A 12,801-nucleotide genomic window follows, 5' to 3' on the forward strand; every position below is an offset into this window, starting at 1 on the left:
CAATTATTCCTCCTTTTTCCATGCAAATAGTATCACAAAGATAAGGGCTATCGTAACAATCAGAATAAATTTTGGGCTAACATCCGGAATAATTGATTTTTCCATAGATAAAGACAATAATTTGCCTATCATTTCATTTCTCCTTTCCTACACGTTTACTTTGTATTAAATATCCAAAAATACCTTGTTGTTATGTGGCGATGCTTTCTACCAGTGGTTTCGATACAGACACAGAATTTGATTTATAATAATCTTTATAATAATCGCCGGAATCATATAATAATCTTAAATTTTCCAATACCTGACTGAATACCTGTTGCCAATCAGAACCTACACGAAAAGCAAACATGGAATTTCTGGGATTGTTCGTAGTTTTAATAGAATTTCTAAAACGTTTCCTCAAATTATTTCCTGCATAAATATGATCATAAACATATTGCATTCCTTCGATAAAATCCTCCAATGTCATGTCTACCAACCGATGGACAACATGTGCTGTATCATAATATTCCCAATCATCCGGATAGTTTTTCCTGAATATTCTCTTTTCCGAATCCAACCTTTGATACAACTGCGTTTTTGGAAAAGGACAGTTAATGCCAAAGGTCAAAATGTCTATGTTATTTTCCAATATAAAATCTGTCATCCTTTTAAAAGAATCTTTGCCGTCCCCATCAGCCCCAAAAACTACCGAACCCCAGGCAACCAAACCCGCATCATGTATTTTCTGAATACAATCATAATAGCTGTCTGTGCCCAGCTTTAAATTTACCTTTTTATTCATTTTTTCTAAAACGGTTTCATTGGTCGACTCTATGCCCATAAGCATGCCAAAACAACCGCTTTTCGCCATATAATCTAATGTTTCCTTATCTTGCGAAATATTTAAAGCCGTAAACCCTAACCAGTCTTTTTGAAGATTGCGGTCAACCATGCCTTTAAAAAGATTTCTCGCCCTTTCATTTGACCGCTTCCCATGTCCATAAAAATTATCCTCTGCCAGCATGAGTCCCTTATAATCAGTCGCTGCTAACTCTTCCAATACATCTTCATAAGGTCTTTCCCTGAATTTTCTTCCCTGAAATGTAGGAACACTGCAAAAATCACAATAATTCGGGCACCCCTTCGTAGTGACAATAGAAGAAAACTTATAATCATATTTTTTCTTCATAAACTCTCTGTCAGGGAAAACCCTTTTCATCAAATTCAACGGCGGCAAACCGCCATCGTAAACCTTATTTAACTTTCCCGATTCAAAGTCCTTTATTACCCGTGGCCATACTTCCTCTGCTTCACCAATAAAAACAGTATCCACGTACTTTGAAGCCTCTTCAGGCATTACAGACGCATGTATGCCCCCCATTATTACCGTCATGCCTTTCCTTTTACATGCAGTAGCAATTTTGTATGCCCTGGGAGATTGGTAGGTCACTGAGGTAATACAAACAAGGTCCACCGGTGCAAAAGTAAGTTCACCATTATCATCAATTGCCAGTTCAATATTTTCATCAATAACATCAAATTCCCAATCACCTGGCGTAAGGGCCTTAATATAAGCAAGGTTTAACGGCATCTGAACAATTACCGTAATACTCTCTTCTCCATGCCTCCCAGGCTTATGTGGATTAATGAGCATCATTTTTTTCATATTTTTACCTCCAATTATCCAAAATTAAATTAGCAACACCCCATCCCGAAGAAACAACAGCACATATACCAGGACCAGGTCTTGTCCAATGGCCTGCCAAATAAAGGCCGCTAATTGGTGTTGCCGGCGAAAGCCTTTGTTCCCATATTTGATCAACACTCACTGCCCAGCCATAAGCTGCCCCATTGGTATTTAATGTGTAACGCTCCAGGGTTTTAGGAGTAGCCATCTCTATTACTTCTATATGTTTTTTTATATCAGGCAAATAACTTTCTAATCTCTCCAAAGTATTTGAAACTAAATTTTGTTTAAGCAATTCCCAATCCGTCACATTTTTATAAAATTCTTCCTTCTTATACACTACTAAGGAGATTATTTGCTTATTTTGCGGGGCGAGGGTCTGGCATATCCTGGTCGGAACAGATATATACATCCATTCACTATCAATAGAGTCGAAAGTTGAGCCGGATAAATAAAATCCTCTTTTTAAAGTATTTAAATCTATACCTTCTCCAACTCCCAAATACAAGAGGAAAAAAGAACAGCTTTCCTTCATTCCTTCAATCTTTTTAAGGTACATCGCATCCACATCATTTTTATCACTCAACAAATGATAAAACGTCTGTCTTGCATCTATATTAGACACGACAACGCTCGAATGTATCTCTTTGTCATCATTTAATTTAACACCGCTAACGGAGAGTCCTTTCTTTAAGATTTTTTTGACTTTGGATGATAACATAACGTGTCCGCCAAAATCAATAAATTTCCTAAAAATTGCATTTGCAAACTCTTGCGTTCCGCCTTTTGGGAAAAAGGCGCCATCCTTAAGATAATTTATCATCATTTGAGACATGGCAATCGCAGATGCTTTCGACGGCGCTAAACCTACATAACCCCACTGCCCTGAAAGAACCATCTTTAACTCACTATCATCAAAAAAATGGTCGAGCATCATACCATAAGTCATGTCTTTGTATTTTTCTATAACTTGACTTTTTTCATTATGAAATGTAGCACGATAAAGCTTTATAAAATCTTGAAAAAACCCCTTAATATTGTCCTTTTCATGTGGATACCTTTTCTGTAGACGTAATAAATATTCGTCTAAGTCGGCAGGAATTTCAATGCTGAATGTTGGAAAAATCAGATTATCCATGGGATCTAAGTGGTAAAAATCCATATCTATCCCGAGCATTTTAAAACAACGTCCAACAACACTCCATTTACCACAACCACCGATGTGATGAACAGCCGCATCAAAAAGAAATCCTTTTCTTTTAAACGAAGTACAATATCCGCCTGGAATAAAATGCTGTTCAATAAGAAGCACCTTTTTCCCGCTTTTAGCAAGAAATGCGGCACAAATAAGGCCTGCGATACCCGCTCCAATTACGATTACATCGTAAGAAGGATATAATGTATCGATTTTTGTGGATTGAATATGTGGCTTGATAGGCTTGGTCGATGACATGAAACTTATTTAAACTTTGATACTATCAAGGAAGAGCAATTTCCTAAACGTGAGGATGAATTTATAAGGACATTTTTTACCGGAACAGTCGCCGCTCTTTCAACAACCAAACCGAGGTCGCATTCCGGATCAGGTTCCTTATAATTAATTATCGGAGGAATAGTATGCGTGTTAAGAGACATCACCGCCGCCACTGTCTGTAAAGCCCCTGATGCGTCAAGACATTCACCTGTCATTGATTTGATAGCCGTCACCGGAATAAGTTTCGCGCGCATGCCAAATACTTCTTTTAAAGCCCTTACCTCCATTGCATCGCCATACACTCCGGAATATGCATTAGCAGATATGCAGGAAATATCATGAAGCGTTAATTTTGCATCTTCTAAAGCGCTCCCGATAGCCCTTATGCTGCCGTCTGTCTGGTATTCTTTACTGGTGGACATCTTAGGATCAAAGGCTGTTCCATAACCCCTTACTTCCGCGTAAATATTTGCATTCCTCTTTAACGCATCCTCTAATGTTTCTAAAACAACCAGCGCAGAGGCTTCTCCCAGGACCATGCCATTACGTCTCTTGTCAAAAGGCGCACTAATTTCAAGGGTACCGCTATTACTCCCCGCCAAGATTTTTGAGCTATGCGCTCCCCAAAAAATGTCATGGCCTAATCCATAAACTCCCCCTGCAATTACCGCCTTTACCCTTCCCATTCGCAGAAAATCAGATGCATAGATAATGGCGTCAATGCTGCTCGTTACCCCGTTAGAAATTGTTGTACTTAAGCCTGTTGCCTTGCAAAAAATCGACGCCCGGCTGGCAGGTGCGTTTATTACCGTATTGGGAAAGTCCATCGGATTTACATAATTTGGACCCTCCCTGAGTGATTGAAAATCAAAAGAACTTATACTATCTATACTGCCATAAGTAGAGCCTACAACGATGCCTAATTCATCTTCATTGTAAGTATTATTCTCAAGATTTGCATCCTTAATCGCCAGACACGTAGCCGAAGATACCAGAAGGGATGTTCTGTCGATGTGGCGAATACCCTTTTTCCCCAAATAAATTTTAGGGTCAAAATCCGTGATCTCTCCCGCCTGTTTACTATTAAAATGAGTTACATCAAATAACGTTACCGGTTTAATCCCGGATACCCCATTTATTAAATTTTGCCAAAAGACCTCTTTCGTTTCTCCAAGAGGGGAGATGACAGATATTCCTGTAATTACAATCCTCGTATCGCCCATTTATAAACCTCTTATTTTATACGCTTCAACTTTGGAAATATCGTTCTAAATATAATTATTTCAATTATTTTTAAAATAAATTTTCTTTACAAATATTCTAATTGGTAAATTTCTTTATTACCAGACAACTGTTATTGCCCCCAAAGGCATGAGCATTGTTCAACGCAATGTTTACCTCTTGTTTTCTCATGACATTGGGCACATAATCCAAATCACACTCAGGATCAGGCGTAACATAATTTATCGTAGGAGGAATAATGTCGTTTTGCACCGCTAAGGCGCAAGCAATTGCTTCTATAACACTGGCAGCACCCATTGTATGCCCTATCATCGATTTTATTGAACTAATTGCCAGATGTTCAGGTTTTTCTCCAAAGACTTTCTTTATTGAAATAGTTTCCGCCTTGTCATTTGCAGGAGTACCGGTACCATGAGCACTTATGTATTGAACATCTTCAGGCCTGAGGTTTGCACTCTTTAATGCTTTTATCATTGCAGAGATAACACCTTCGCCATCCGGATGTGGTATGGTAATGTGATATGCATCGCAACTCAAACCATAACCAATAATTTCAGCATAAACATTTGCGTTTCTTTTCTCTGCACACTCCAGCGACTCCAAAACAAGCATTCCCGCACCTTCACCAACCATCATGCCCTTTCTATTTTTATCAAATGGCTGGCAAATTTCTGGCGCTATAGCGCCTAAACGGGCAAAACCGGTAAAAGCCACTTTCGAAAAGGGATCAGAACCCCCCGCAACCATCACGTCTACTCTTCCAAATCTAATTAAATCATAAGCATAGCCAATAGCGTAATTCCCCGCTGCACATGCAGTGGGTATTATCGTATTGGGGCCTTTCAAACCAAATTCAATTGCAATGTTAGCAGGAATATTGTTACAGGGATGCATTAAAAACAAATCAGGGGCTACTCTGGCTTCTCCGTCTCTATGTCTGATGTAATTTACTTTCTCTAAGATTTGTATTTCCCCGGCAGTTGTCCCAACAGACACCCCCATTCGTTCCAATTCAGTTTTAGACAGATCAATTTTGGCGTCATCTAACGCAAGTTTCGTAGCCGCTATCGCAAATTGAGAACCCTTGCCTATCTCTTTCAAGACGCCATCTTTAACATAATCTGAATAATTAAAATTCTTGACCTCGCACCCTTTATGGACTCTGTATCCTGAAGTATCTATACATGACACTTCAGATACGCCCGATTCCCCTGCGGTAAGGGCGTTCCAAAAAGCATCTTTCCCCGAACCAATGGGCGTTATCATCCCAACACCAGTTATAACAACTCGTTTATTCATATATTCATGCTATCTTTAATTAAACCAACGAACTCTTTTCCGCAATACCAAATGTCAACGCTGCTTTAGCAACGACCTTTTCCTGAACTTTCACAACAGACTGAACTATAGCGCCCCTCGAAACAATTTTTTCAACAATCACTTCTATGGTAAGCTGATCACCGGGAATGACGGGTTTTGTAAATCTGGCATTATTGACTGATGCCAATAAAAAAACCGCATCTTCATCGTTCCTGGAAGGAAGACTCTTTTTGAACAAGATTATTGAAGCTTGCGCCATCGCCTCAATGATTAAAACACCAGGCATTATGGCAAAATCAGGGAAATGTCCTACAAAGACGGGTTCATTACCGGAAATGTTTTTTACGCAAACGATTCTCTTGCTTTCTTCAAACTCAATCGCTCTATCGATAAATATGAAGGGATATTTTTGAGGAAGAAGTGATCGTATTTCCTCAAAAAGTATCATGTTGAATATCTCTTTCTTTCATTACACAATGATTTTCGAATAACCAATTTACTTCCCACTCTCCGCCAAAACCGATTTTGTTAAATCAATCGTGGCGCTCAAAGAAGTAATATCTACAAGTTTTTCTTCTGGAATTTGTACTTTAAACTTTTTTTCTATAAGCGCTAAAATCTCAAGCGCTAAAAGAGAATCAATTTCAAGATCTTGAAAAAAATTCGCATCCCTTTTCTCCCAGATCTCTTTTTCATCCAGCTCTGTAACCTCTGCAACTATTGAGGTTACACCTTTTTCAATCTCTTCGTCGTTCAACATAGTCCTCCTTATAATATTTTCTCTGTAAGGCCATAAAAACATCTTAATATAAGATGCAAAACTAAAGGAGAATCATGGTAGCAGACACAAATTATATTGTCAATAATATTATTTCCTTAGTTGGTAAAAAAATATATCTACACATCTTATGTCCAAAATGTTCAATTTATACAATATTTCTTGCAGGCACAACCCATTTAGTCTTTATTAAAATTAAAAAAATAACTATGAATTAATATCGGAGTTTTGCCAGGGATATCAGTAACATAAGATATACTACCACGCACGGAACATGCAAGCAATGAACCCATAACAAGGCGCCTTACTAAATTTCTGTTACTATTAAATTGAATTTATCTTCTTATGAATGTACTATGAAGCCTTTTATAAACTGCTGCAAAATTGAACAAATTTACAGGAGGGTTCGTCTTGGTAACAAAAACACAAAAACTGTCAAAGGAAGGTAGCGCTATAACAAAAGAAAAAACTCATTTGGTTGTACCGAATGACCCTATTATTCCGTTTATCAGCGGAGACGGTACAGGCCCTGATATCTGGGATGCTTCGGTACGGGTGTTTGATGCTGCAGTAAGCATTGCCTATAAAAACAAAAAGAGGGTTCACTGGTTGGAAGTACTGGCAGGAGAAAAGGCCTTTAACGAATGTGGCGAATGGTTGCCCGGGGAAACCTTAAAAGCAATAAAAAAATATAAGGTAGCAATCAAGGGCCCTCTGACGACACCCGTTGGAGGTGGAATCCGAAGCCTCAATGTCACACTTCGCCAGAAACTCGATTTATATGCCTGCGTCCGCCCTGTCCGCTATTTTGATGGCGTTCCCAGTCCTGTTAAATCACCGGAAAAATTAAACGTCATCATTTTTCGTGAAAACACCGAGGATGTTTATGCGGGTATCGAATACAAAAAAGGGTCTCCCGAGGCAAAAAAACTCGCCGCTTTTATAGAAAAAGAGTTCCGGGTAAAAATCAGAAAAGATTCCGGCATTGGCATTAAACCGATAAGTGTGACAGGCACAAAGAGGTTGGTAAGGCGTGCAATTCAGTATGCCATTGATAAAAAGCGATACAGTGTAACCCTTATGCACAAAGGCAACATTATGAAGTATACTGAAGGCGCCTTTTGTGAATGGGGATACGAAGTCGCCAGAGAAGAATTCTCTAAATCGGTAATAACTGAGGAAGAAGTACAAAAAAAACATAACGGCAAAGCACCCAAAAACAAGGTAGTGATAAAGGATAGAATTGCAGATGCAATGTTCCAGCAAGTACTCCTTCGGCCAGAGGAATATAGTGTTATTGCCACTCCAAATTTAAACGGCGATTATATCTCCGACGCCTGCGCGGCACAGGTTGGCGGATTAGGCATGGCGCCGGGCGCCAATATTGGCGATAATGCGGCAATCTTCGAAGCGACACATGGCACTGCGCCAAAATATGCCGGAAAGGATATTGTTAATCCCGGCTCAGTAATCTTATCAGGAGTTATGATGTTTGAACACCTTGGATGGGATAAAGCAGCAATGTTAATTATAGCGGCATTAGAGAAAACCATTCGGCAAAAAACGGTAACATATGATTTGGAACGGCAAATGGACGGCGCTCAATTGCTGAAATGTTCAGAGTTTGCAGACAGAATAATCGCAAACATGTCATAACATTTTAATGACCTTTTCAGGTGTTTTGATATATTTTTGTTCCTTACAAAGAGTCTTTATTCTGCTCGTATTATCAAGGCATGCGGGAGGGTTTTTTGTTTTTATTCTGTCCGATGGTTTTTGATTTTGTTTCATCCAGGGTACGGTACTACTCAGGTGTGACCATGAATCATTTGTTGTTATAAAAGCCTATAAATTCAGGACAAGAAAATTACCCTAAAGAAGTGTATATGATATAGCCGGGATTCCCTGTCTTTTTTGTGGTGGATTCGCTGCCGCTTAATCCCCCCTACACCGAAGGTCTTCAGTGTCAGTCTGCGTTAATCTTGCAGAAGGCGTGATAAAATGTAGGTATAAGGCGGTATTTGTTAATAAATTAACCGCGGCAGAATAAGAAGAGGCAGAAACATAAACAGTATTGGAGTTTGCATTGAAGTGCAGGTATATTAACAACGAAACATTTAAAATGTTGTACGAAAGGTATGGGCATATTTTTGCAAAAGCTTATTACGCGATGAAACGAAAAACAGACTCATTCTGCAAAATCAACTGATCCCTCCCCCTGTTATCCCCTCCCTAGTCCCTCTATTTTTCATTTGCTTTCTTACACGGGCATTCATATAGTATCGGCAGGCTGTTCTTCAGAAAGTTCCACCTCTCTGGCATCGTAACTTCTCAATAAGTTGAGGTAAACACCCCCCTTACTTCCTTATTAATGGGGAATACTGTGCAGTCATCAATCCGCAATCGACAAACTGTAGACTGTAGAAACTATTATAAAAACCTCAACTTATTGAGAGGTTACCTGGCATTTAACCCTGATCGGAGTTTCTATGTTCGAAAGGTTTCGGGTAGCAAAATTCAGGCTCACCATCTGCACTAAAGACCAAATACGCTTTCCCGCATATAAAGGCGCCGCATTCCGCGGCGGTTTTGGATATGCCTTTAGACGTGTAGTCTGTGTAATCAAGGGCAAAGAATGCGATGAATATCTCTTAAAGCAGAAGTGCATCTATTCCTATATCTTTGAGACCCCACCTCCTGAAGATGCCGGGATGCTCCGTCTCTATCCAAAAGTACCACACCCCTTCGTCATCGAACCCCCCGTTACCGAAAAACAAACCTTTGCACCTGGCGAAGAATTTTCATTCCATCTAATCCTCATCGGCAACGCTATCGATTACCTGCCATATTTCATTTACACCTTTACAGAACTTGGTAAACAAGGAATCGGGCAAGGTCGTGGTAAATATGACCTGCTTCAGGCCGAAGGAATGGATTTGGGAAACGAAGCTGTACAAATCTACAACCATAAAGATCAGACACTTACAAGCCGCTACCCCATAATCCACGCCCATCAATTAAACCATCAGCCCCCCACCACTAGTCTCCCATCTTACGTAGGGGAAAAAATAGCAATCCATAATCAAATGCCCTCACCTTGCGAAGAGGAGGACTTCGTCGTGAGCGTTCAGCCAAACGATGGAGAAGAGGTTAAAAATTCGGCGATCATATCCTCTTGTAAAAGGGAAAAGGAAACTTTAAAGGCAGATAACCATACGAACCATTTAACCATTTCTCTCCTTACCCCCTTACGTCTGCGTTTTGATGGTCATATAACCGATAAAATCGAATTCCACGTCCTCATCAGAAACCTCTTACGCCGTATCTCTTCATTATCCTATTTCCATTGTGGTGAAAAATTTCAGGTCGACTTTAAAGGTCTCATCGAAAAGGCAAAGGCAGTAAACCAGATAAAATCGGATATCCATTGGTATGATTGGAAGCGCTATTCCACAAGGCATGAAGAATGGATGTCACTGGGCGGTGTTATCGGCGCTGTTTCGTATGAGGGTGATTTATCGAACTTTATGCTGTTTTTAAGATTGGGAGAGTACGTGCACGTGGGGAAAGGGACTTCGTTTGGATTGGGGAAATATGAGGTTTTGGAAGTTATTTAGGAAAATATTTTCTGTAAAAAACATACAGAACGGACATGTGAGAGAGGAAGATATGGACGAAAATCAAAAAAGAGAATATCAGACCGTGATGCTTGCAGCACTATTGCATGACATAGGAAAGCTTATGCAAAGGGCTGAAGTAGAAACACTTGGGTTTGATTTTGATTCTAGGATGAAAGAATTATGTCCTTGCAATAAAGGGTATTATTCCAACCAACATGTGATTTGGACAAAATATTTTATTGATGAAATTATCAAAGAATTGCCATCTGGAATAGATAAAACTTATTTATCCGAAGTATCATCTTATCACCATAAGACAAAATCTATTGTCAACGAAGCAGATATACTTTCATCCAGCGTTGAGAGTTTTGAAGATGATGAAAAAGAACAAGAAACTCATAAAAATATGAGGTTGAATTCGATCTTTGATATTGTTCAACTAAAATATCAAATGACTGATAAAGAAGGGAAGTTTTATAGTAATTGGTATTATGAACTAAATCCTTTGGAGGCAGAAGAAGGTATTCTTTTCCCTGTCAAAAAGGAAAATCTAAAGTCAGAGCATGGGAAGAATTTGGTATCTGAATACAAAAAACTTTGGTATGGGGATAAAGAAATAAATATTAAAGGTTTCGAAGCTGAATTTAAAGAAATTCAACCCCTAAATTTTGACTATTATTTTAACTCTGTATATTATCTTTTGCAAAAATATACATGGTCTATCCCTAGTGCAACTAATGTATTTACGGATATATCTCTCTTTGATCATCTGAAAACTACCTCAGCAATTGCAGCTTGCTTGTATTGGTGGGAAAAAAGCAGCAAAACAAAAGACAATTCCTTTATTTTATTGGCAGTAGGCATATCTGGAATTCAGGATTTTATTTATAAAATAACGGCGGCACAAAGCATAGGTGGGATAGCTAAGAGGCTGAGAGGCAGATCGTTCTATTTAACAATGTTACCAGAACTTATGGCTAAATACCTGGTTGATAGGCTAGATTTGACCATTGCTAATATAAATTTTTGTGGTGGTGGAGTCTTTGAACTACTTTTGCCAAATACTGAGGTAGTAAAAGACAAACTAAATAAATTTGAAGAGACAGTTAACGATTGGCTTATCAAAGAATTTTATGGAGAATTAAGTCTAATTTTAGAAAAGATAGAACTCAGTAAGCCTGAGCTTATGGAAAAATACGGTGAAAAGAAAGCCGAACTAGAAGACAATCTCACTTTGAAAAAGAAAAGGAAATTCTCAAGGAAGTTCAAGGACAAGGACTTTATTATAAGAAAAGTGGAGAAAGAAAACAAAATTGCTATATGCAAGTCATGTAACCTCTCTTTAGTACAAAAAGCAGAAGAAATTTGTTACCAATGTAAAACTCATAGGAAGGTTGGAGAGGCTTTGGGAAAGGCTAAATACATTATATTTACTAAAAAAGGAGATGTTAACATTAAAACGCTTGCTGGAATTCCTTTTGAATTCGGTAATGTTTATCTTTCAGATGAATTTGATAGCAGCCTAATAGATTTCATAAAACAGGGGATAATTTATGATGTCCAAAGAATAAATTACTTGGCTGATTCTAATATCAAAGGTTTTACTTTTTTAGGAAATACTCTGCCTACGGTAAATAAAACGATTAAACTAAAGTCGGAAGAAGTAAAAGATTCGCAAAATTCAGACGAGCAAGAAGGAATTGTTCGCCAAGGTCAAACGCTATCCTTTGAATCTCTTGCAGAAATGAGTATAGGTGACAAAAAGATCGGGCTTCTGAAGATGGATATTGATTATTTGGGTTTTATCTTTTCTATGGGTTTAAAAATCTCCAGAACAGAAATTGAGCAGGAGAGAAAAAGCCTTGAGTCTATATCCCGAATATCTACCTTGAGCAGGGGGTTAATTTATTTTTTTACTGGTTACATAAACAATATCTGTCAGGAAGTTTTTGAAGTGTGGAAAACAGCTTCCGACAATGATTGGGCATCAAAAAACGGTGTATCAAACGAAGATATAAAAAATATCTTCTATATTTCATATTCGGGTGGCGACGATTTGTTAATTGTTGGTCCCTGGAGCGAAATACCAATATTAGCTCAAAGAATTAATGATAAATTCAGGGCTTATACATGCCATAATCCCAATATTTCCCTTTCAGCAGGAATCTTTATTTGCAACCCCAAATATCCTATTAGTATAGCTGCGAAAAAGACGGGTGATGAGCTCGATGAAAGGTCTAAAGCATTAGGAAGAAACAGGGTTACCCTTTTCGGTGAGACAGCAGTTTGGGGTTATGAGAAGGGAGAGCGATGGAAAGCCGAGTTAGTAAGAGAAGCCGAAGAGGAAATAGTTATCAAAGGTGCGCATAAAGGAGAACCAGTAAAAGTAAAAACATTTTATGATTATTTTGAACTGGCTAATAGTTTATATGAAGGAACAAAACTGAAGGAGAATAAACTACCCAGGAGTTTTATTTACGGATTGATAATGGATTATCAAAAATATTTTGGGGATAGTGAGAATCTCAATATTATCCCTGCTCTTGTTTATAAAATAACACGAAATGTAAAGGACGATAAAATCAAAGAAGAACTTAAAAAGAAATTAATTACCGAAGGAAATGCTGAGAGATATCTTAGGAAGATAAGATTAGTGGCAAATTATGCCTTAATGAAATCAAGGAAATAAAGGAGGTAA

The 12,801-nt window shown here is 38.4% G+C and carries 10 protein-coding genes; 3 read left to right on the top strand and 7 right to left on the bottom strand.

Annotated features, from left to right (window positions below):
* Nucleotides 1-3: 3 nt before the first annotated feature.
* From ABJL82_RS08365 to ABJL82_RS08395, 7 genes are all read right to left on the bottom strand, one after another.
* A complete protein-coding gene (locus tag ABJL82_RS08365; RefSeq protein ID WP_261341070.1) occupies nt 4-132 on the bottom strand; it encodes a hypothetical protein in 129 nt (42 codons plus the stop codon).
* Nucleotides 133-190: 58 nt separating this feature from the next.
* On the bottom strand, nt 191-1,648 hold the full coding sequence (locus ABJL82_RS08370) for a radical SAM protein (RefSeq protein WP_347274277.1): 1,458 nt from the start codon (nt 1,646-1,648) through the stop codon (nt 191-193).
* Between the two features lie 4 nt (nt 1,649-1,652).
* Entirely contained in the window at nt 1,653-3,122 is a 1,470-nt protein-coding gene (locus ABJL82_RS08375) for an NAD(P)/FAD-dependent oxidoreductase (protein WP_347274278.1), read from the bottom strand.
* Between the two features lie 5 nt (nt 3,123-3,127).
* Nucleotides 3,128-4,366 (bottom strand): beta-ketoacyl-[acyl-carrier-protein] synthase family protein, encoded by a 1,239-nt coding sequence (locus ABJL82_RS08380; protein ID WP_347274279.1) that lies wholly within the window; start codon nt 4,364-4,366, stop codon nt 3,128-3,130.
* Between the two features lie 97 nt (nt 4,367-4,463).
* Nucleotides 4,464-5,684 carry a beta-ketoacyl-[acyl-carrier-protein] synthase family protein gene (locus ABJL82_RS08385; RefSeq protein ID WP_347274280.1) on the bottom strand — a complete coding sequence of 407 codons (1,221 nt, stop codon included), beginning with the start codon at nt 5,682-5,684 and terminating at the stop codon, nt 4,464-4,466.
* A 19-nt stretch (nt 5,685-5,703) separates the two neighbouring features.
* A complete protein-coding gene (gene fabZ, locus ABJL82_RS08390) occupies nt 5,704-6,153 on the bottom strand; it encodes a 3-hydroxyacyl-ACP dehydratase FabZ (RefSeq protein WP_347274281.1) in 450 nt (149 codons plus the stop codon).
* 48 nt (nt 6,154-6,201) lie between these two features.
* Nucleotides 6,202-6,465: a phosphopantetheine-binding protein gene (locus tag ABJL82_RS08395; RefSeq protein WP_347274282.1), complete on the bottom strand. Its 264-nt coding sequence runs from the start codon at nt 6,463-6,465 to the stop codon at nt 6,202-6,204.
* Nucleotides 6,466-6,915: 450 nt separating this feature from the next.
* Between ABJL82_RS08395 and icd the strand changes: the two genes are divergently transcribed.
* The 3 genes from icd to cas10 all read left to right on the top strand — a co-directional run bounded on the left by icd (nt 6,916) and on the right by cas10 (nt 12,792).
* Nucleotides 6,916-8,139: an isocitrate dehydrogenase (NADP(+)) gene (gene icd, locus ABJL82_RS08400; RefSeq protein ID WP_347274331.1), complete on the top strand. Its 1,224-nt coding sequence runs from the start codon at nt 6,916-6,918 to the stop codon at nt 8,137-8,139.
* An 833-nt stretch (nt 8,140-8,972) separates the two neighbouring features.
* Nucleotides 8,973-10,100: a CRISPR system precrRNA processing endoribonuclease RAMP protein Cas6 gene (cas6, locus tag ABJL82_RS08405; protein WP_347274283.1), complete on the top strand. Its 1,128-nt coding sequence runs from the start codon at nt 8,973-8,975 to the stop codon at nt 10,098-10,100.
* Nucleotides 10,063-12,792, top strand: a complete 2,730-nt coding sequence (gene cas10 / locus ABJL82_RS08410) for a type III-A CRISPR-associated protein Cas10/Csm1 (protein WP_347274284.1) — start codon at nt 10,063-10,065, stop codon at nt 12,790-12,792. Before cas6 ends, cas10 begins: the two co-directional genes overlap by 38 nt.
* The last annotated feature ends 9 nt before the right edge of the window (nt 12,793-12,801 follow it).

This window comes from Candidatus Kuenenia sp. (assembly GCF_039794105.1).
Classification (GTDB): Bacteria; Planctomycetota; Brocadiia; order Brocadiales; family Brocadiaceae; genus Kuenenia.

Excerpts from the sequence above, each read along its gene's own strand:
- ABJL82_RS08370 (WP_347274277.1), bottom strand. The coding sequence starts at position 1,648 with ATGAAAAAAATGATGCTCATTAATCCACATAAGCCTGGGAGGCATGGA.
- fabZ (WP_347274281.1), bottom strand. The coding sequence starts at position 6,153 with ATGATACTTTTTGAGGAAATACGATCACTTCTTCCTCAAAAATATCCC.
- ABJL82_RS08375 (WP_347274278.1), bottom strand. The coding sequence starts at position 3,122 with ATGTCATCGACCAAGCCTATCAAGCCACATATTCAATCCACAAAAATC.
- ABJL82_RS08365 (WP_261341070.1), bottom strand. The coding sequence starts at position 132 with ATGATAGGCAAATTATTGTCTTTATCTATGGAAAAATCAATTATTCCG.
- ABJL82_RS08395 (WP_347274282.1), bottom strand. The coding sequence starts at position 6,465 with ATGTTGAACGACGAAGAGATTGAAAAAGGTGTAACCTCAATAGTTGCA.
- cas6 (WP_347274283.1), top strand. The coding sequence starts at position 8,973 with ATGTTCGAAAGGTTTCGGGTAGCAAAATTCAGGCTCACCATCTGCACT.
- ABJL82_RS08385 (WP_347274280.1), bottom strand. The coding sequence starts at position 5,684 with ATGAATAAACGAGTTGTTATAACTGGTGTTGGGATGATAACGCCCATT.
- ABJL82_RS08380 (WP_347274279.1), bottom strand. The coding sequence starts at position 4,366 with ATGGGCGATACGAGGATTGTAATTACAGGAATATCTGTCATCTCCCCT.